General features: G+C 68.3%; 12 protein-coding genes and 1 pseudogene. 3 read left to right on the forward strand and 10 right to left on the reverse strand.

Annotated elements, in window-relative coordinates:
- The first annotated feature begins 127 nt into the window (after positions 1-127).
- A complete protein-coding gene (locus ACFSXZ_RS25715; protein WP_378267762.1) occupies positions 128-937 on the forward strand; it encodes an MBL fold metallo-hydrolase in 810 nt (269 codons plus the stop codon).
- A 21-nt stretch (positions 938-958) separates the two neighbouring features.
- Here ACFSXZ_RS25715 and ACFSXZ_RS25720 read toward each other — a convergent pair whose 3' ends face one another.
- Together ACFSXZ_RS25720 and ACFSXZ_RS25725 are read right to left on the reverse strand one after the other, a co-directional pair.
- The gene (locus ACFSXZ_RS25720) at positions 959-1,279 is read right to left on the reverse strand and encodes an STAS domain-containing protein (RefSeq protein WP_378267763.1); all 321 of its coding nucleotides are present in this window, start codon (positions 1,277-1,279) and stop codon (positions 959-961) included.
- The gene (locus ACFSXZ_RS25725) at positions 1,276-5,376 is read right to left on the reverse strand and encodes a SpoIIE family protein phosphatase (protein ID WP_378267764.1); all 4,101 of its coding nucleotides are present in this window, start codon (positions 5,374-5,376) and stop codon (positions 1,276-1,278) included. The genes ACFSXZ_RS25720 and ACFSXZ_RS25725 overlap by 4 nt, the downstream gene beginning before the upstream one ends.
- A 711-nt stretch (positions 5,377-6,087) precedes the next feature.
- Here ACFSXZ_RS25725 and ACFSXZ_RS25730 point away from each other — a divergent pair.
- Both ACFSXZ_RS25730 and ACFSXZ_RS25735 read left to right on the forward strand, forming a co-directional pair.
- On the forward strand, positions 6,088-7,518 hold the full coding sequence (locus tag ACFSXZ_RS25730; protein WP_378267765.1) for an HNH endonuclease signature motif containing protein: 1,431 nt from the start codon (positions 6,088-6,090) through the stop codon (positions 7,516-7,518).
- Positions 7,519-7,742: 224 nt separating this feature from the next.
- Positions 7,743-8,084: pseudogene (locus tag ACFSXZ_RS25735) on the forward strand (transposase); the annotation flags it as partial.
- Between the two features lie 292 nt (positions 8,085-8,376).
- Here the strand turns inward: ACFSXZ_RS25735 and helR are convergent.
- From helR to ACFSXZ_RS25775, 8 genes are all read right to left on the reverse strand, one after another.
- Positions 8,377-10,587 (reverse strand): RNA polymerase recycling motor ATPase HelR, encoded by a 2,211-nt coding sequence (gene helR, locus ACFSXZ_RS25740; RefSeq protein WP_378267766.1) that lies wholly within the window; start codon positions 10,585-10,587, stop codon positions 8,377-8,379.
- A gap of 165 nt (positions 10,588-10,752) precedes the next feature.
- Positions 10,753-11,100 carry a CU044_2847 family protein gene (locus ACFSXZ_RS25745; protein ID WP_378267767.1) on the reverse strand — a complete coding sequence of 116 codons (348 nt, stop codon included), beginning with the start codon at positions 11,098-11,100 and terminating at the stop codon, positions 10,753-10,755.
- Positions 11,097-12,209, reverse strand: a complete 1,113-nt coding sequence (locus tag ACFSXZ_RS25750; RefSeq protein ID WP_378267768.1) for an extracellular solute-binding protein — start codon at positions 12,207-12,209, stop codon at positions 11,097-11,099. The genes ACFSXZ_RS25745 and ACFSXZ_RS25750 overlap by 4 nt, the downstream gene beginning before the upstream one ends.
- Positions 12,206-13,294: a hypothetical protein gene (locus tag ACFSXZ_RS25755; protein WP_378267769.1), complete on the reverse strand. Its 1,089-nt coding sequence runs from the start codon at positions 13,292-13,294 to the stop codon at positions 12,206-12,208. The genes ACFSXZ_RS25750 and ACFSXZ_RS25755 overlap by 4 nt, the downstream gene beginning before the upstream one ends.
- Positions 13,291-14,664 (reverse strand): VWA domain-containing protein, encoded by a 1,374-nt coding sequence (locus tag ACFSXZ_RS25760; protein ID WP_378267770.1) that lies wholly within the window; start codon positions 14,662-14,664, stop codon positions 13,291-13,293. Before ACFSXZ_RS25760 ends, ACFSXZ_RS25755 begins: the two co-directional genes overlap by 4 nt.
- A gap of 18 nt (positions 14,665-14,682) precedes the next feature.
- The gene (locus ACFSXZ_RS25765) at positions 14,683-16,593 is read right to left on the reverse strand and encodes a serine/threonine protein kinase (protein WP_378267771.1); all 1,911 of its coding nucleotides are present in this window, start codon (positions 16,591-16,593) and stop codon (positions 14,683-14,685) included.
- Positions 16,594-16,700: 107 nt separating this feature from the next.
- On the reverse strand, positions 16,701-18,260 hold the full coding sequence (locus tag ACFSXZ_RS25770) for a trypsin-like peptidase domain-containing protein (RefSeq protein WP_378267772.1): 1,560 nt from the start codon (positions 18,258-18,260) through the stop codon (positions 16,701-16,703).
- A gap of 489 nt (positions 18,261-18,749) precedes the next feature.
- Positions 18,750-20,135: an MFS transporter gene (locus tag ACFSXZ_RS25775; protein ID WP_378267773.1), complete on the reverse strand. Its 1,386-nt coding sequence runs from the start codon at positions 20,133-20,135 to the stop codon at positions 18,750-18,752.
- Between the last annotated feature and the right edge of the window lie 110 nt (positions 20,136-20,245).

Raw genomic sequence — 20,245 nt, forward strand, 5'->3', positions numbered from 1 at the left:
CGCCTTCGATCGGTCGTTCGCTCTTGGCCGCGAGGTGCTGCGTTTCTGGTCTGTACCAGCCATGCTGCCAGGAAGCCGGCGCGGGCTTCGATCGCGCACCGTCCCACCGCACGATCGGAAGGCTTCTATGCAGCTCACCGTCCTCGGTTGCCGGTCCGGAATGCCGGCCGACGGCCAAGCGAGTTCCGGCTATCTCGTCGAAACCGGACGCACCCGTCTGCTCCTGGACTGCGGGCCCGGCGTCGCCACCGCGTTGTCCGCGGTGGTCGAGCCGTCCGCGCTGGATGCCGTCGTCATCAGTCACCTGCACGCCGATCACTGCTACGACCTGCTGCCGGTCGGCAAGTCTCTGCTGTCGACGGTGCTGGCCTTCCCGGGTGGCCCGGCGGCACGGCAGGCGGAGTTGCGGCCGGTGCCGCTGTTCGTGCCCGAAGGCGCGAGGGAGTTGTTCACGCGGTGGGCGGCGCTGTTCCCGGTCACCTCGATGCCCTTGCTGGACAAGGCCTTCGAGCGCGCTTTCGAGGTGCGCGAGTACCGGCCGGGGGACCGGTTCGATGTCGGCGACACCACGGTGGGGCTCCACGAGTTGCGGCACGTCCTGCCCAACTGCGGTATTCGTGTGGAGACGGACGCCGCGACCCTGGCCTACACCGGCGACACCGGGGTCACCGACGCGGCCGTCAAACTCGCCGCCGACGTGGATCTGCTGCTGGCCGAGGCCACTCTCACCGAGCCCGACCAGACCGGCCACGGCCACCTGTCCGGCGGCGACGCCGGACGGCTGGCGGCGCGCGCGGGAGCCCGCGAGTTGATGCTCACGCACTTCGCCTGCGTCGAACCCTCCTGGACGCGGGCGCTGCATCAGGACGCGGCGAGCGCCTTCGACGGTCCGATCCGGCTGGCGCGGCCGGGTGAGCGGATCACGATCGGGTCGTGACCACGCACCGTCCGGCCGGGGTCAGGACGTGCGCTCGGCCTGTTCGATGCCGTGGACCTTGGTCAGCTCGGTCAGCCCGCAGATGGTCAGCACCGGGGCGAGTAGCGGCGTGGCGATGATTTCGACGCGGTCGGCGGTGTTGAGCAGAACGGTGAGGCCCGCGCTGTCGAGGTAGTCGACCTCGGTCAGATCGACGACGAGGGAGCCGGTGGCATCGGGGAGCGCCTCCTCGATGGCGGTGGCGAAGTCGGCGCTGTTGGTCATGTCGATTTCGCCTTCGGCGGTCAGAACAACCGTGCCGTCGGGCTTTCTGCTCGAAGTGAGGGTGAGGGAAGCTTTCATGAGGTGATCCTGGTGTGCATGTCGACGGTGGTGCCGCCGGCGGTGGGCGTCACGGTCACGTGGTTCATCAGGGCGCGCATCAACATCAGTCCCCGGCCGCGGTTCGTGGTGGACCGATCGTCGGGCATCTTCCAGCGGCCGGTGTCGGCGATGGTCAGCCTCAGGTGGTCCGCCAGGACTTCGGCGGTCAGGCGAATCGTGCCGCCCGGAGCGTCCCGGTGGCCGTGCTCGACGGAATTGGCGCACGCTTCACCACAGGCGACCAGGATGTCCTGGATGACCTCCGGCGGAACCTCGCATTTTTCCAGCCAGTCCCGCAGGGTCTGCCGCACGGGCGGGAGCTGGGTGGGTTCGGCCGCGAAGGCGATCCGCAGCGGGGCGGGGAACCGGTACAGCAGGAGAGCCACGTCGTCTTCGTAACCGTCGGGCGGGGCGAGCCGGCTCATGACCTGGGTGGCCAGGTCTTCCACGCCGCTGTGCCGTCCGTCCCGCAGGACCGCGGCCGCCTCCTCGATGCCGTCGGTCAACGGCCGCCGGCGGCGCTCCACGAGGCCGTCGGTGTAGAGCAGCAGCGTGGAGCGAGGGGGCAGTATGTGTTCGCCGTACGGGCGCGACCGGCCCGTGCGGACCGCGAGCGGAAGCGACCGTCCGCCGTCGAGGAAACGCGTGGTCCCATCGGTGTCGACGAGGATGCCCGAAGGGTGACCGGCGCTGGAGTAGGTCAGTTTGCCGGTGCCCGCGTCGAGGACGCCACAGAACACCGTCGTGCACATGGCGCCGGTGATGCCGTCGGCGAACCGGTCCAGGGCCATCAGCACCTGGTCGGGCCGGGCGTCCTGCAGCAGCAGAGCCCGGCAGGCGCTGCGCAGCTGACCCATGACGCTGGCCGCCTTCAGACCTCTGCCGACACAGTCTCCGACCACGATGCCCGTGCGGCCTTCGGGCAACGGCACGATGTCGTACCAGTCGCCGCCGACTTCCAGGGGGCGGGCGGCCGGCTCGTAGCGCACGGCGAAGCCTGCCGGGAGGTCCGAAGGGCCGAGGATGGCGCGCTGCAGGGCGATGGCGGTCTCGCGCTGCTGATCGATCTGGTGCGCGCGGGCCAGGCCCTGCGTGAGGTGACCGGCCAGCACGGACAGCAGTGTGCCGTCCTGCTCGGTGAAGGGCCGGTGACCGCCCTGATCGAGCCACAAGACCATCGGACCCAGCGGATGTTCGAGCCGGATGCCGATGCCGGTACCGCCGTCGCTCATGGCGGCGGCCAGGGACGGGCCCGCGCGCAGCGCCATCAGCACTCCTCGTTCCTGATCGCTCAACTCTTCCCACGCCGCACCGCTTCCGGCGGCGGTCACGGCCGGCGCGCCGGCGCCGAACACCACGGCCAGCGCTCGATGCGCCCGCCACAGGGACTGGAGTTCGGCCAGCGCCCCGGTCAGCGCCTGGTCCAGGCTGGTGGCCTTGGACAGGTGCAGGCTCAGGGCCGCCATCGCCGACTCGCGCTGGATGGCGTAATGCTCGGCGGTGACGTCACGCAAGGTGCCGACTACCAGGCGTTTTCCGGTGTGCGGGTCCTGGACCTGGTTGAACGTGGCGGTCGCCCAGAGCCGCTGCCCGTCCCGGTGGATCAACGGGACGGTGTAGCTTCCGCGACCACGCCCGACCAGGGCGCTGAACGCCTCCTCGACGAGCAGACGGGCTTCCGGATCGCTGTCGGCGTCGGGCCACCACGGGTGATCGGGCAGGTAGGGCAGGCCTTCGGTGCCATAGCCGAGCATGTCGGAGAAGGCCGCGTTCATCTCGATCACCGTGCCCTCGTCGTCACAGACGAAGAACGCCTCCTGCAAGGAGTCCACCATCGCGGCGCGCCAGCGGGCGTGGTGCGTGCGCAGCCTCGCCAGTTCCACGTTCGCCCGGACCCGGGCCAGCAACTCGGGCGCGGAGAACGGCTTGACCAGGTAGTCGTCCGCGCCGGCGTCCAGCCCTTCGATGGAGGCTTCCTGGTCGGCACGGGCCGACAGCAACAGGACCGGGATGCTCGCCGTGCGCGCGTCGCCACGCAGCGCGGCCACGAGTTCCAGTCCGTCGAGGCGAGGCATCATCACGTCGCTGACGACCAGATCGGGCGGTTGTGCCCGGATCGCTTCCAGCGCGGCCTTCCCGTCGGCGACGGCATGGACCTCGTGCCCGGCGGTTTGCAGCAGGCGGATCAGGTAGCCGCGCATGTCCGCGTTGTCGTCGGCGACGAGCACCCGCGCGGCGCAGCCCGCGACGGAAACCTCCGCGCGCTCGGTCACCTCGCCATCCCCGTTTCCCGGCGTCACGGGAAGCCATCGCACGGCTTCGGAGATGAAGGGTTCGGCGGCGGTTCCCGCCGCCGGGACACCGCCGGGAACGAGGGCGTCGTCCGGCAGATGGGCATGGCCGAACGGCAGCCGGATGGTGAAGGTCGTGCCCTCGCCCTCACGGCTGTCGGCGGAGATGGTGCCGCCGTGCAGGCCGACGAGCTCCTTGACCAGCGCGAGGCCGATGCCGCTGCCTTCGTTGGACCGGGCACGGGTGTTGTGGATGCGGTAAAACCGCTCGAACAGCCGGGACATCTCGCGTTCGGGCACACCGACGCCGGTGTCCGCGACGGTGACCACGGCGTGCTCGCTCTCCGCGTACACGGCCACCCGGATGGAACCGTCGAAGGTGAACTTCAGCGCGTTGCTGAGCAGATTGAGGATCACCTTCTCCCACATGCCGCGGTCGAGGTACACCGGCTCCGGCAGGGGGTGACACTCCACGTCGAAGGCCAGACCGGCCCTGTCGATCGCGGAGCGGAACAGACTGGCCAGTTCGGCGGTCATCGCCGCCAGGTCGATCGGTTCGTACCGGGCTTGCATCCGGCCGGCCTCGAGGCGGGAGAAGTCCAGCAACGTGTTCACCAGCTTGCCCAGCCGTAACCCGTTGCTACGGATGACATCCAGTTCCTCGCGGGTACGGGCGTCGGCGGAGGTGAGGGTGGCGCGCAGTTCCTCCACCGGCCCCATGATCAGGGTGAGCGGGGTGCGGAACTCGTGGCTGATGTTGGAGAAGAACGTGGTCTTCGCGCGGTCCAGTTCGGCCAGTTCCTCCGCGCGCCGTTGCTGGGCCTGGTAGCTGCGCGCGCTGCCGATTCCGGCGGCGAGGTGCCCGGCGACCAGTTCGACGAACCCGCGGTAGTTCTCGTCCAGGCGCCGGTAGCGGTTCAACGCGGCCACCAGGAATCCGTACGGCGCGCTGCCCTGCTGCAACAGCGGCACCACCAGCGCCTCCGCGGGCGGTTCCGGCCAGGCGCCGGAGGGCAGCCCGGCGAACGGGCCGGCCAGGAGCGGCACGATCCGTGTCTCGCCGCGCGCCAGCGCTCCCGCGGGCCACACCGCCGCCTCGTCGGAGACCGGGAGTTTCTCCGGGGCGGCCGGGTGCCCGGCGGGGATTCCGGTCACGTCCGCCAGCACCGCTTCGCCGTCACCGGAGAACAGATAGGTCAGCGCGAACGGCACGTCATAGGGATTGCGGCCCAGTTGCCTGCTGGCGAAGGCCAGCACCTCCCGCTCCGTGCGCACCACGCTGGGGTCGGAGCCGAGGTCCCGCAGCGTCGCCATCCTGCGCTCACCGATCACACGCTCGGTGTCCTCACTGACCACGCACAGCATGCCGGCCACCGCACCGTCATCGCCTCGCAACGGACTGTAGGAAAACGTGTGGTAGGTCTCCTCGGGGTAACCGGCCCGTTCCAGGAACAGCAGGAGGCCTTCGTCCCAGGTCGCCTCTCCGGTGCTCAGCACCGTGTCGATCCGGGGGCCGATGTCCTGCCAGATTTCCGCCCACACCTCACTCGCCGGACGGCCCAGCGCCCACGGGTACTTGCGGCCCAGCGTGTCCCGCCGGTAGGCGGCATTGCAGAAGAACGTGAGCCCGGGGCCCCATGCCATCCACATCGGGAACCGTGAGGACAGCAGGATGCTCACCGCCGTCCGCAGGCTTTGCGGCCAGGCGACGGGCGGCCCGAGCGAGGTCGCGCCCCAATCCACCCGCGAGAGATCCCGGCCGATTTCGTCATCGGCCGAGAACACTTCGCCAACCATTCCCGTCGGGGCGTGCTCGGCGCCGTTCGTTTTCCCGTCCGGTGGACGCAACACCGCTCATCGCCTTGCTTGCTCCCTTACATGCCTGGTCCGGGTGCTCACGTGCCTGGTCCGGGGGCTAACGTGCCTGGTCCGGGTGGAGAGCACCTCCCGCGGAGCGCGGGAGGTGCCGCCGGTTTCCAGCCTAGGCGAACTACCCGGGGATCGCTTGCGTCGCGGCTCCGGGTCAGGCCTCGGTCGCCCGCGGTGAGACCCTGTGGTGACGAGCTTTCCGGACTTGCTCGGGAAAGCCCGATCCTGTCGCGTTCCGGTTACCTGGCTGATCGGTATTTCGGGCCTGTGCGCACCGTGAGATTCGGCCGGGCATCGATGTGGACTGTCCATTGTGGATTATGCTGGGCATCCGGTGACGATCTGGAAGCTGCCGCACGTGTGGGGTAAGAGATGGTCGCCGCAGCAGATCGCCCGCCGGTTGCGGTCGGAGGTGCGGGAAGGGTTGCGCCGGGGTCGGCTTCAGCGGCGGTCCGACAGTGACGAGAACGCCGGCGGTCTCCTGCGTCAGTACTGGAGTCGGCCTGAGACAAGCTCTCAGCAGTCCGACCCGGTGCGCTGATCATTTGAGCCGACCTTCGCAGTCATCACTCTATCGTGGTGATCTGATCCCTTACTGCTCGTCCGCCTGTTCGATATTCTGGAGTCATGTCCGATCAGCACCACCACCCCGACCTTCCCGAACAGTCCCGGTCCACACCGGGGAAAGCCTTGCCGTGGCTGGAAACCGGGGACGACACCGACACCCTTGCCGACCTGGAGGCCTCTGTGCGTGCCGCGCTGCGGAGGTTCTCGACGGCGGGGATGTCGCGTGGTGGGTTGTTGCGGGCTCTTCAGCGGTTGCAGGCGATTGTCAATCAGGCACAGGCGATGCAGGCCGAGGCGGTGGCCGAGTTCGATCGCACCGCGGATCAGCCGTCCCATGTGTCTCTGGAGCTTTCGCTTGGGCTGGTGGTGAGTAAGCACACCGCGCAGTATCAGATCGGGTTGGCTCGCGCGTTGACGACGCGGTTGCCGCAGACGTTGGAGGCGATGCGGCGGGGTGAGATCGACAGTTGGAAGGCCTCCCGCATCTATGAACCGACCGTGGTGCTCTCTGATGAGAAGGCCCGCGAGGTGGATGCGATCATGGCTGCGCGGATCGCGGGGAAGGACCCCAGTGGGCTGCGTCGCTCGACCAACCTCGCCGTCGCCAGGGTGGATCCTGACGGTCACGCGGAACGCTGCGCGCAGCGTCGCGCGCAACGGCGGGTGGAGTTGATCCCGATGGAGGACGGCATGGTGAACCTGTCGTCCCATCTTCCCGTCGAGGAGGGGGTGGCGGCCTACACCAGGATTGATACCGAGGCCAAGCGGCGCCGCAAGCGCGACCGGTCGAAAACACTGGACCAGCATCGCGCCGATTTCCACACTGAACTCCTGCTCGCCGACCACGGCGCCAGCACGGCCCCGCCCCGCGCCGAAGTGTTCATCTACATGGACCTCTATACCTGGCTGGGCTTGAACAACCACCCCGCCGAAATGGCCGGAGGCGGAGTGATCCCCGCCTGGCTGGCCCGCCGCATCGCCGCAGGCGGGAACACCACACTCCGGCGTATCATCACCGATCCCGACACCGGGCAAATCCTCTCCGTCGGCCGCGACCGCTACCGCCCACCAGCCGCGCTTTCACGCCTGGTCTCGGCCCGGGACCGGGAGTGTCGCCTTCCCACGTGCCATCGTCCGGCCCAGCACTGCGAAACCGATCACGTCGACGACTGGTACGCACTCCACGGAGACACCGCCGACGACAATCTCACCGCCTTGTGTACCCGAGACCACCACACCAAGGATCTTCCCGGCTGGTCCTACCACCTCGACAAACACACCGGGACCTTCACGGTAACGACGCCGACCAACGACCACTACACCAGCAACCCCGAACCCCTCCACCTACCCCGCACCAACCCCCTCCACGACGACAGCTCCGATGTCCCCGACATCAACCCGCCCGATAGCAGGCGCCCCCACGCCAATTCCGCCGACGACAACCCGCCAGAAGACAAACCTATCGACGACGGAGAACACCCACCTTTCTGAGCCCTGTCAAAGGTGCACATCTTGTCGGAGTAGCAGTCCTTGATCGCATGGACCGGCCCTGTCTTACACGAGAAGCCCTTCTTCTTGGCGTGCAATAAAAATTCTGTTGCATCGAGCAGATCCGCCAGACCCGATTCTCCGAGGCGGTGAACCCGCACTGGGCGCTTGTTGTTGATCGCCGCGTTCCACAAGCGTCTGCCCGCGACACTTCACCGCCTATGGAGCGAATTCCCAAAGCCGTCGCCAAGATCACCGACGATGCCGGCGAACTCCTCGCCTTCTACGACTACCCGGGCCCCGCACTGGATCCACCTGCGCACCACCAACCCGATCGAGTCGACGTTCGCGACGGTACGCCATCGGACCAAGGTCACCCAAGGACCAGGCTCCCGCGTGGCCGGACTGGCGATGGCATTCAAGCTGATCGAAGCCCTCAGACCCGCTGGCGGGCGGTCAACGCGCCTCACCTGGTCGCACTCGTCCGCGCCAACGCGACCTTCGTCAACGGGAACCTGGTTGAACGCCTCAGCGACGGACGCGTGGACCTGCCACCGACCGTCGCCTAACGATCTTCATCCACAGGTATTGACAATAGCTCTGGCCGACCACAGCACCAACCGCGCCGTCGTAAGCCCGTCGTCTGCCTCCGGCCGGACGCGCCTTCCGGCCGGACGCGGCCTTCCGTCCGGCCGCCGATCGGCAGCACCACCCTCGGCAGCATCGCCCTTGGCAGTTCCACCTTCCTTCCCAAACCAATGCCTCGCGTTCACCGCGTCTGATCGGGTGTCGCTACCACCACCTCGTCATCGTCAGTCATCCGCGGGTGCACGGCACCCTGCGTGGGCCGAAGAGAAACGTCTACCGCTGAACCACGGCGGGCACCGGGGTTTCGGTGAGTCCGGCCAAGGGCTGCGGCAAGGGGCCGTGGTGGAGGACGCCGAGGCGCTGGGTGGCGCGGGTGAGGGCGACATAGAGTTCGGCCGCGCCGCGCGGGCCGTCGGCGAGGATCCGTTCCGGGTGCACGACCAGGACGGCGTCGAACTCCAGGCCTTTCGTCTCCGACGGCGGCACCGCGCCGGGGACGCCGGGTGGTCCGATCACGACGCTGGTGCCCTCGCGACCGGCTTCGTCCCGGACGAATTCCTCGATGGCGGCGGGCATTTCGTCCTCGGTGACCCGCCTGGACCAGGGCTGGACGCCGCTTGCGCGGACCGACTCCGGTGGCCGGACGCCGGGCGCGAACTCGGCGAGCAGCGCGGCGGCGACGGCCATGATCTCCGCCGGGGTGCGGTAGTTCACCGACAGCGTCCGGTAGACCCAGCGGCCGGGCACGTAGGGTTCCAGCATCTCCTCCCAGGAGGTCGCTCCGGCCGCCGAGCGGCGCTGGGCGAGATCGCCGACCACCGTGAACGACCGGCCGGGGCAGCGCCGCATCAGTGCCCGCCAGTCCATTTCGGACAGTTCCTGGGCCTCGTCCACCACGACGTGCCGGTAGGTCCAGTCCCGGTCCGCGGCGGCGCGTTCGGCCAGGTCGCGGGTGTCGCGTTCGCCGAAGCGGTCCGCCAAGTCCTCGGCGTAGACCAGGTTCTCGGCGACCAGCTGGATATCCTCGTCCATCTCCTCGCGGTCCAGCTTCATCAAGTCGAGCACGCCGGCGGCGTACTCGGCCTCGGCCTTCCGCTCGCGTTCGGCGGCCCGGTCTGCCGCCTTCTCCGCGCTCTTGTCGCTGCCCAGCAGGTCGACCAGTTCGTCGAGCAGCGGCATGTCCGACACCGTCCATGCCTCACCGTCGGCACGGAACAGCGCTTGGCCGGCGCCCGCGGCTCGCAGCCGTTCGGGGGAGGCGTACAGCGAAGCCAGCACTGCCTGAGGCGTCAGTATCGGCCAAAGTTCGTCGAGGGCGGCGGCGAACTTCTCGTCCTCCGCGAGCTGGGCGCGCAGATCCGCCCGCAGCTGCTCCCAGGCTTCGCGATCCGACCGGGTCAGCCAGCCTCGGCCGATCCTGCCGATGGCCCGTTCGGTCAGCACATACGTGACGATCTCCGTGAACACCGCGCGGGCCTCGTTGTGCGGCAGTCCGCTCGCCCGTGCTTCGTCTCGCGCCCACTCCGCGGTCTCGGCGTCGATCCGCACCGTGACGTCACCCAGTTCGATCGGAACCGGATGCGCTGGAAGCGCCTGCCGGTCGGCGATCGCCGCGGCGAGTACGTCGAGGATCTTCAGCGAACCCTTGAGCCGCGCGGCTTCCGGGGGGTCCTCCGCGGTGACGTGAAGACCCGGCACGAGGTCACCGATGGTCATGAACACCACGTCCGATTCGCCCAACGACGGCAGGACGCGCCCGATGTGGTGCAGGAAAGCCGGGTTCGGCCCGACCACGAGCACACCGTGGCGTTCCATCCGCTCCCGGTGGGTGTAGAGCAGGTAGGCGACCCGATGCAGCGCCACCACGGTCTTCCCGGTGCCCGGGCCACCCTCGATCACCAGCACCCCCGGGTGGTCGATCCGGATGATCTCGTCCTGCTCGGCCTGGATGGTCGCCACGATGTCGCGCATCCCGTCCCCGCGCGGCGCGTTGACGGCCGCGAGCAGGGCCGCGTCTCCCCGATCTCCGCGCTGGCCCGCGTCGGGACGGCCGAACACGTCGTCGGTGAAATCGACGACCCGACGTCCGCGGGTGTGGAACTGACGGCGCCGGCGCATGTTCTCCGGCGTCGCGGCCGTGGCGACGTAGAAGGCGCGTGACGCAGGCGCACGCCAATCGAGCAATACCGGCTCGTAAGAGTTCTCTTCGTCGAAAAGGCCGATACGGCCGATGTAGGAATGGTCCCCCGAACGCGAGTCCAACCGGCCGAAACACAGCCCGTTGTCCGCCACGTCCAGCCGCCTCATCTCCTTTGCCAGCGCCCGGATCGCGACATCCCGTTCCATGGGTGTCCTGCCCTTTCCCCGCGACGCCTCGTCGTAGGCCCCCTTCGCCCGCACGCGCTCGGCGTCGAGCCGTGCGTAAAGCCCGGCCACGTGGCCTTGCTCGGACCGCAATTCTTCTTCGTACCCCTGAGTTGACACATGCCCCTCGCAGCGGCTAAACTGACATTAGGTTCGGCGGGTTCTCCATTAACTTTTGGAGGACACGCCGATTTTTTATTGTCCACCCCGTGTCAAGTCCCCTCGGGCAGCGCGAAAAAGACCGCCTTCCAGGAAACCGGAAGGCGGCCCGCCGCGTCCGAAGCGCTATACCGTCTCTTCCCCTTCCGGAGCGGGAACGGCGCTGCGCTGCCACTTCAGCTTCACTTCGAGATGCCCCTGGACGCCCGTCCTGGCGATCACCGCACCGGCCTGGGCGTCCAGCTTGACCCCGAACTTGATCTCGATTTCGTCCGGTTGCCTGCTCATCGACCGCAGCTGCCCGAACGCCGCGTTCGCCACGTCGCGAACCTGGAGCAGGGCCTTCTCGAAGGTCTCCTTCGCGGTTTTCGGCAGGTCACCGGGCCGGGCGACCCTGGTCACGCCGGGTGGCTCCGCCACCTCCACCAGCACGGAACCGTCACCCTCCAGCGGGAACCGCACCAACTCGCTCATTCCTGTCCTTCCCGGCAGACATCGTTGCCGAACCACTTGCCCGGGGCCGTTTCCACCCTGGTCTTCTCCAGATCGTCCAGGAGCGCGCCGAGCCGGCCGTGATCGATCTGATAGGCCAGCGCGGCGCGATAGAACGCGTCGGTCATCGGTGCGGGCATCAGGTCCGAGGCGTCGAAACAGCGCGTGCCCGACGTGGGGGAGAGCAGGGGTGCGGCATCCTTGGCGTTCTTGGCCGCCAGTTCACCGACGAGTTTCGCGGCTTCGGGACTGTCGGTGAACAGGCCCGCGGAGTCCGCGGCGACCTCCATCGCCGATTTCACCCCCGGCTTGGTGGGAAAGCCGGTGCGGACGAAGTCATTTTTGGCCGGATCGCTCGTCTGGTGCAGCACCCGGCAGTCCGAACCCGTCGGTATCGGACTGTGGAAGTCCGTCAGGACCGGAGCGACCCCGTCGTCGTTCATCGCTCCCCACGTCTGCCAGGCGTCCCGGACCTGCTGCGCGGTCCAGGGCAGCTTGCCCTGGGCCCACTGCTGGTAGAAGTCGAAACCGGACTGGTGCAGCAGGATGTCCTCGATCCAGTCGGTGGCGGGCCACCCCGTCGTGGACAGCGACTCCAGGCCGAGACAGACCGGCTTGAGCGCGGTCAGCTTCTCCCAGGTCAGACCCGGTGGCTCCGATGGTGCTGGTGGCCGGTACCACAAGAAGCTCTTGTCCCCCATCTGCACGGTGACGGTGGACAACCGGTGCGCCGAATTCGACAGCAGCCACGGCTGCTGGTCCGCGGCCGCCACGTCACCGACCGGATGGAGTTCGCCGGAGCGGATCTTCGCCGGCTCCTTGGGGAGATACCGCGCGAGATCGTTCGGGCTGGGCAGGATCGCGATGTCCGGTGGGGTGCCCTTCTGGATGTCCGAGGCCAGCACCTGGGAGGCCGCGCGGGTGCCGACGTAGGTGTATTTGACGCCCAGTTCGTCCAAGGTGTGCTTGAACGGGGCCGCCTCCTCGGCCGTCCAGATCGCGAGGATCGACACGGTGTGCGCCATCGCGCTCGTGCACGAGGTCAGCCCGGCCGCGAGCAGCACGACGATGAACAACAATGCCTTCTTCATGCCTGGTACCTGTATTCGTCGAGTCGCCGCCACAAACCCCAGCCGGTGAGCACGCCGATGACGATGCCGGTGCCCGGCAGCACCCACCGCAGCCATCCGCCGCTCGAAGCCCCCTCCGTCGCGAGACCGACGTCCTCCGTCTGCGCGGAAACGTCGTGGTCGGTCAGGGCGGTGGGAACCGTGGCCGGACCGGGTGCGAGATCGGCGACCGCCGTTCCGCACCGGCCCGGACCACAGCGGTCGTCGAGGAACTGCCGCAACTTCGCGACGCGGGCCGCGTCGGCCTGGCTCGCCTGGTCGTTCCGGCTGTCGACCACCGTTTGGACCGCGACGCGGGTCTCCCGGAGATGCGCGTTCACGCCCGCCGTCCACCAGACGCCGATGCCGATGGCGGTGGCGAGCAGCGCGGTCGCCGCGATCAGCTGCGGGTTGAAGATGCGGCGGAACCGCCGGGAGAACGTCCACTGTGTCCAGACGAGGAGCACCAGCAGGACCCCCGCCGGAACCAGCCACAGCACCGGATTCGCCCAGGCCGGGGCAACCTGCTGAGCCAGCGCCTGTTCCTGGTCGCTCACCAGACCGTCCAGGAGCACTCGTACACCCTCGCGCTGGTCGTCCACCATGCGCGAGGCCACCCACAGGTCGGCGAGACCGAGCGTGCTTTCGCCGGGCTGCCGGTATCGCGCGTCCGCCTGCTCGATCTCACCGCTGTACTGGGTGAGGAGCGCCTCGATCACCTGGAGCTCGCTGGTCGCCTTGTCCCCGGCTTCGTTCAGCCCGGCCGACTGGGCCAGGTTCTGGCTCGCGAGCGCGATCTGGTCCTGATAGTCACGGCCCGGCCCCGAGCGGACGACATCACCGGAGCCGAAGCTCTGCACGGCCGCCGCGTTGGCCGTCAGCAACTCCACTTTCGCGCCGATCGTGGACAGGATCGCCGGTGCGGTGCGGTCGCGCACCGTCTCCGCGGTGCCCTGCACCCCGTCCCAGACCGTGAAAGAGGTGATGACGAAGGCGAGGGTGGCGGTCAGGAGCCCGGCCGTGAGCCAGAGCAGCAACTCGCGTGCCCGCGAAACCCGTTGTGTCATCGGATCTTCCTGAATGTCTTGGGGCACAGGCGTTCTTCGGCCGGATGACGGGAACCGCAGTGCGGGCAGGGGATCTCCCTGGGTTCCCGTGGTCCGCCGCCGGCCACCGCGGCCTCGTAGGTGGAGATCCGGGAGCCGAGCACGGCGTGCATGATCTGGCTGCGGGTCAGGTTTTCCTTCAGCCGCACGTCGCCCTTGGCCGCGTCGATCACGTCGACCAGCTGTGCCAGCCGCTTGCGCATCTCGTCGTTGGGCGATTCGACGGTCAGTCGGACGGCGCGTCCCCAGGCTCGCTGTGCCTTTTCCAGGTCTTTGGCCTGGTATGCCGCGAAACCCTCGTCCATGGCCTGCGCGAGTTCGCCCTGCACGGTGTATTTCTGCACCTTCGGGTCGATCCGGGTGGCCTCGACGGGGTCGCGCGTCCGGTTGCCGATGACCGGCACCGGATCGCCGGGTCCGGAAGCCACCTGCAGCCAGCCCAGTTGCGTGTCCTGGCCGTAGGTGACCTCACCCGGCGAGAACTCGAAGCCGACCAGGTATTCCCGCTCCTCGCCCTCCGACCACGCCCCCGTCGAGAGTTCCATCAGATTCGCCTCGGTCCGCTGCAGCCGTCCGGTCAGGTCGTACTCCATGGGATGGACCTGTTTGACGAAGTCGAGCCGGCTGAACGGCATGGCCGCGAGCCGTAACCGGACGTCCGGCACCGTCTTGAGCATCGCGTGCTCGGTCAGGCGCCGGAAGTCCTCGGCGAGGTCCTTCTCGTCGACCACCGAGTCGGCGGTGCCGCGCAGGACCGTGACGATCCGGGTCAGTTCGGCCGGATCCCAGTCTTCGCCGATGCCCCGCGCGTCGCAGGTGAACCGGCCTTCGCAGGCGTCCAGCACACGGCCGAGCTGCTCGGAGGACTCCGCCTGGTTCTGACCGTCGGTGAGCAGGATGGCGTGGCGTACCGCGCCGGGATGCTCGGCGAGGAGGTTCCCCGCCATGGTCAGCCAGGTGCCGATCGCCGTTCCGCCGTCCGCGGCCAGCGTCCACACCTGGGTTTTCGCCTCGGTCCTACTCCACCGGTCGGCTCGCGCCATGCCCCGCTCGGGGTAGACCTGCCTGGCCCGCGTGGTTCCGGCCACCACCGCGAAGAACACCCCGTCGCGCAGCACGTCGATCGCGGCGGCCGCCGCCTGGCGGGCGGCGACGATCTTGGCCACGGGCCATCGCATCGACGTGGAACAGTCGACCAGCAACACCTCGGCGGCCTCGACCTCCGCCTCCGGCGCCTGCCCGGTCTTCGCCGCGAGCGTCACCACGGCGGTCATCGTGGTGTCGCCCTCACTGAGGAACTTGTTCTGGTGTACCTGGAGATCGAATTCCATGCCGGTCTGCTTTTCCGCCTATTCGTGCTCGAATTTCGTTCTGGGACGGACTTCGTTGGCGCGGTCGACGAGGACGCCGTGCTCGTTCCGGTTGCGGGCCTGCCGCGCGAGCTTCCGGTAGGCGCCCGCCAGCGCGATGCGGGCCTCCTTCTTCCGCCGTGGCCCGGCGAGTTCCAGTTCCGTCTCCCGCACGATCGTGGCCAGCCGGTCGAGCGCTTCCTCGCTGTCCAGATCCAGTCCTTCCAGCCGTTTCCTCGCGGCCTGGAGATCTTCCGGATCCGGTGGGCCACCGTTGGGCAGCGTCGCCGCCAGGACCCGGATCGCGGCGATCGCCGCCGCGTCGTGATGCCTCGACGCCTCGGGGACTTCGCCGAGCACGTCCACGGCCTTGTCCCGGCTGCCACGGGACAGGTGAATCCTTGCCAGCCCGAAAGCGGCACTCACCTGGGAACGGTCCCGGGTCCAGACCGCGTGGTAATACTGTTCGGCGGTCTGGATCTCCGTTCCGGATTCCGCGCAGTAGCCCAGCGCGATCTTCGGTGCCTGTTCGCCGGGAAGATTCCAGTAGACCTCACCGAAAAGCTCGCCGGCCGAACCGAAATCCTCGTTCGCCAACATCAACAGGGCCATGTGCCAGATCATCCGCCAGTTCTGGTGCGCGCGGTCCCCGAGTCCGGCCCGGGCCAGGAGGAAGCATTCCTCCGCGCCCTCGGGGTCGGCCCGTGCCAGCCTTACCCGGCCGAGGCGGAACTGGGTTTCCACTTCCGCGTTCTCCTCCGGCGTGGGTACCGGAAGCGCCGAGACGGCGGAGGCGGGGGACGGGCGTCCGTCGGTGAAACCGGGGAGTTCGAGTTCCAGCCATCGGTCCAGCGGCGGCGGCTGACCGAGTCCGTCGTCCAGCAACGCCACCGTATCGCTGAAGAGACTGGACACCGCGGGCCGCGGCCTGCCGTCGCGGAGCGAGTGGAGTTCGGCCAGCACTCCGTCCAGTTGCGCGGCCATGCCGGCGGTACTGGCGTAGCGCTGGTGGAATCCGGCCGTCGCGCGGGCGAGCACGTGACGCAGGGAGCGCACGCCGGACTTGATTTCCCGGGGCGGGTTGATCCCGTCCACGCTGACTTCGAGCAGGGCCTTCAGCGTGGCGCCGACCGAGTAGATGTCAGACCGGACGGTCAGCCCGTGCTCGGCGATCTCGGCCGCGCTGACGCGGTAGTCCGGGGTGCCCACGATCGGGCTGTCCTTGTCACCGATCTCCCGGATCGCGCCCAGGTCGATCACCTTGACCCGATGTTCCCCCTGGATCACGTTCTGGGGTGACATGTCGCAGTAGAGCAGGCCCTGATCGTGCAGGTAGCCGAGAGCGGCCAGGATCTCCCGGCCGTAGTTGGCCACGTGCTCGGCACGCAGTTCGCCGGCGTGGTCGGTCATCATTTCGAAAAGCGAGACCCCGCCGACGAAATCCATCACGATGTAGCGGTTCCGGCTATCGGCCTTGTGCGGATCCGGATGGGTGACCACGTTGTAGATCCGCACGATGTTCAGGTGCTCGGACGCCGCGAGTACCCGGCTTTCGGCGACGGCGAGCCGGGCCGCGGCCTCGTTCTCGCTGTCGATCAAACCCTTGAGCACCACGTAGCGGTTGTCGAGGTTGCGGTCCACGGCGAGGTAGATCCAGCCGAAGCCGCCGTGGGTGATGCAGCCTTCGACCCGGTACTGCCCGGCGACGAGATCACCCTTGGCGAGCTTGGGGGCGTGCGCTTCCCGGAGGTCCACCTCGGCCTGGATCCGGCTCACCGGCGGCGGCAGGTGGACCACCGGGAGCGCGGTCTCCTCCGAGCCCGAACCGTGGCCGGTGGTCGGCAGTGGCCTCGCGGTCGTCGCGCTGGTGATGCTCCCGGGGACCGGACGAGACGGCCCGCGCCTGGCCACGGCCCGGCCGCCACCAGAGGCCGGACGATCGCCGGGACGAAGGCCGCAGCGATCGCAGAACCCGGTGGGACCGATGGTCCCGGCGCAGTCTTCTCGGGGGCACGCAGTCACTTTCTTCTCTTTCTCCGCACCGCGGCCTCGAACTCGTGCACTTGCGCCGCCGCGGTGCCGAGGTCGCACGGTCCTTCCCAGAGCGCGCGGCGCGCGAGGACGAAAAGCCTTTCCAGTTCCGCGTTTTCCCCGACGCCGAGGTCGCGGGCCATCTGGTCGTAGGCGCTCAGGCGCGCGCGGAGTTCGGCTCGTCTGGCCAGTTTCCCGTCGTAGTCACGGCGAACGGCCGTCGCTTCGGCGATCGCGTCCGCCACTGAGCGCTCGCACTGGTTGACGTGGCGGGCGACCCACTCGAAATCACCGTCGGATTCGGCCGCGCGCAGGAGCCGCAGTGTTCCGCGAAGCAGGGGCTCCCGGACCTCCACCTCCTTGATGTCCACGAACCGTTGCGCCACATGGCTTTGTTGCTCGATGTTTCCCGCCTCGAGCGTGGCGAGGTCGTCCAGCCGGGCGGTCAGCCGGTCCAGGACCGCGCCCAGGACGGTCTCGAGGTGCGGGGAGGATTTCCGGCGGAAGGCGAGGAACAGCCGGAGCCGTAACTCGTTCGCCCGGCGGATGAGGGGCAGGACGACTTCACCGACCAGCGCGCCGGGTTCGGCGGCGTCGTCGATCGCGTCCACGACCAGCGTTGTCGGAGCGGCGAACTCCTCGCCCAGCCTGCCGTTGATCCGTGTCCGTACCTGTTCGGCCGTCTTGCCGGTCGCGTCGATGGCGAGATCGATGCTGCCCGGCGGCGGGACGGCGTCGCGCGGGGTCTCGGCCAGCAAGGAATCGGTGGTGCGCGGGCGCTCGCGGTCGGCGAGAACCACCGGAAGGGTCAGGGAACCGGCCTCGTCGGTGGTGACCACGCGCACCGACGGTTCATGGGAGAGCCAGCCGGTCATTTCCCGGCCGAGCCGCGGATTCCAGCGATCGGAATCGACGCGCCGGGTGAAACTTTCGTCCACCGCGGGCTCGCCGCGGACCCACCGGGCGAGGCCGGGCAGGTGGCCGAGGATGGTCTCCAGCGGGATCATCCACGAGGATCTGCGGTCGGTCACGCCGAGCAGCGCGCTGACCAGGATGCCCACCATTTCGTTCGTGGCGTCGTCGAAGACGGCCGCGCCGCTGAAACCAGGGCCGATCGGCTCTCCCTTGACGTGATGCAACTGCACCCATTCGCCCCCGGGACCACCCGCGCCGAGAAGTTCCGCCTGGCACCACGCGCCGTCGGAGACGAGATCCGAGAAGCCGAAGGTCCACACCTTCTGCTCGCGCTTGAGCGGCATGCGGCGCAGTGGCGCGGGCCGTGCCTCGGCCTGGGGGCGCTCCAGCTTCAGCACGGCCACGTCGCCCCGCCTGTCCTCCAACGCCGGCACCCAGAATCCGGGCAGCCTGGCCGCCTTCCGGGCCGGAACGCCGGGCAGCCCGATCATTTCCACCAGCGCGGCTTCGTCGCCGGGCACGTGCGCGCAGGTGAGGACGTGTTCGGAATCGAGCATGGTGCCCGCGCCGAGGAGACCGTCCGGGGTACGAAGACGCACCAGCCAGCGCTTGGTTTCCTCGTCGATCCCCACTTGCCGGACAATACGACGAAACGCGATGGCCATGGGGTGGTTTCCCGGAAGAAGCCCACGGATGGACCAGCGCCGAAATTGCACTCGATCTCATCGTCGACATCGTCTCTGTTGGGTTCACCTGCACGACCTGATCCGGTTGTACGCGGCCGAACGTGCCGCCGCCGACGAAAGCGAAGCGGTCCGCGCGGCGGCGGTCCACCGGATGCTGGAGTGGTACCTGGCCACGGCCGACGCCGCCGGTGCCGCGCTGGTGCCCTCTCGCCGCCGTGCCGGCCTCGCGCTCACCGGCACCGCCCGCGCCGGTGCGTTTCGCTCGGTGGAGGAAGCGATCTCCTGGTGTGAAACGGAACGGGCCAACCTCCTCGCCGCGCACCACCAGGCGGAAGAGGCCGGTGAGGACACGATCAGCTGGCAGCTCCGGAATGAAACAGCCCCGCCCGCGGAAACCGTAGTTCCACGGGCGAGGCTTGTCGTTCTGGAGGGTACTCAGATGGCCGCGGCCTGCTTTTCCAGAGCGTGCAGGTCGATGCCTCGCGTCTCCGGACCGGACCGGGTGGCGATCAGGATGATCACACCACCCAGCGCGGCCAGGATACCCGCCGTGTAGACGGCGGGCACGAGGTGGGACAACCAGATCTGGTAGTAGGCGAAGAACGACGGGACGACCACGGCGGTGCTGTAGGCGACACCCCAACCCGAGGACCGGACCGCGGTGGTGAACCGCTCGTTGATGTACGCCGGGACGACACCGAACGGCCCGATGATGGAGAAACCGGTGATGCAGGCGAGGAGGGTGAGGGTGCCCCAGCCGTGCACGGCTCCCTTGGCGACCAGCGTCAGGGTGACCGGAGCGACGAAGATGGTGAGCGCACCGGCGATGTAGAGGGACCGTTTCCGGCCGATCTTGTCACCCAGCCACGCGAACACGATGTAGGCGGCGACGCTGGGCGCCGCCACGATCAGCTGGGTGTGTGCCAGGTCGGACGCGGTGAAACCCTTGTTCTTCAACAGAAGCTGCGGCAGCACGCTGATGTTCATGTTCGACGCGATGAACACGCCGGTCATGATCAGGTAGGCCTGGATGAAGGCACGGCCCGACTTGCCCTTGAGCATCTTGGCCAGCGGCGCCTTGGCCGGCTCGGTCTGCTTGAAGATCTCCGAGTCCTCCACCTGCCGACGGAGGTAGAAGGCGACGATGAAGGCGAGAATGGCGCCGATGACGAACGGGATCCGCCATCCCCATTGGACATACGGCGAGTGCAGGCCCGCGTTCGGCGCGAACAGCAGGACGATCGTCACGAGGATCGCCACCACGAACGGCCCCACGCTGGCCGAACACTGGATGCACCCCGCGATGAAGCCGCGTCGGCCGGGCGGCGCGTATTCCAGTGCCAGCGGGGTGGCCGCGGTGTACTCACCGCCGAGGAAGATGCCTTCCACGAACCGGAGGCCGATCAGGAGCGCGGTGGCCAGCGTGCCCCCGATGGCTTCCGCGCCGGGAAGACATGCCATGAGCAACGAAATCGCGCCGAACCCGTAGATGGTGATGGACCCGATCCGCCGCCTGCCGATGGTGTCGGCGAAGTGACCGAAGATCAGCGCACCCAGCGGCCTGCCCACCAGAGTCGCCGCCAGGGTCATGCCGACGAAGATGGACAACTGGTCGGGCGAGAGGTTGGCCTGGAAGTACCCCATGGCCGGGAGCAGCGCGGTCGACACCACATAAATGGAAAAGGAGTCGACGCCGAAACCGGCCCAGGCGCTGGCGATGGCCCGGCGACGACGCTGCTCGTACGTTCGGGTGGGTGCGCCGGAACCGGATTCCGTGCTCGCCACGGATCCCGGTTCGGCGGATTCGATGTTGGAGGACATGACTATCCCTTCGGCGCTGAAGGTCGGGGGTAGAAAATTGTTGACGGGTTCACTCGGTGGGGGTGGGGTATTCGTCGGCGTTGAGGACCCAGCCGGGCTGGGCGGAGAAA

The organism is Amycolatopsis pigmentata, from assembly GCF_042684065.1.
GTDB lineage: Bacteria > Actinomycetota > Actinomycetes > Mycobacteriales > Pseudonocardiaceae > Amycolatopsis_E > Amycolatopsis_E pigmentata.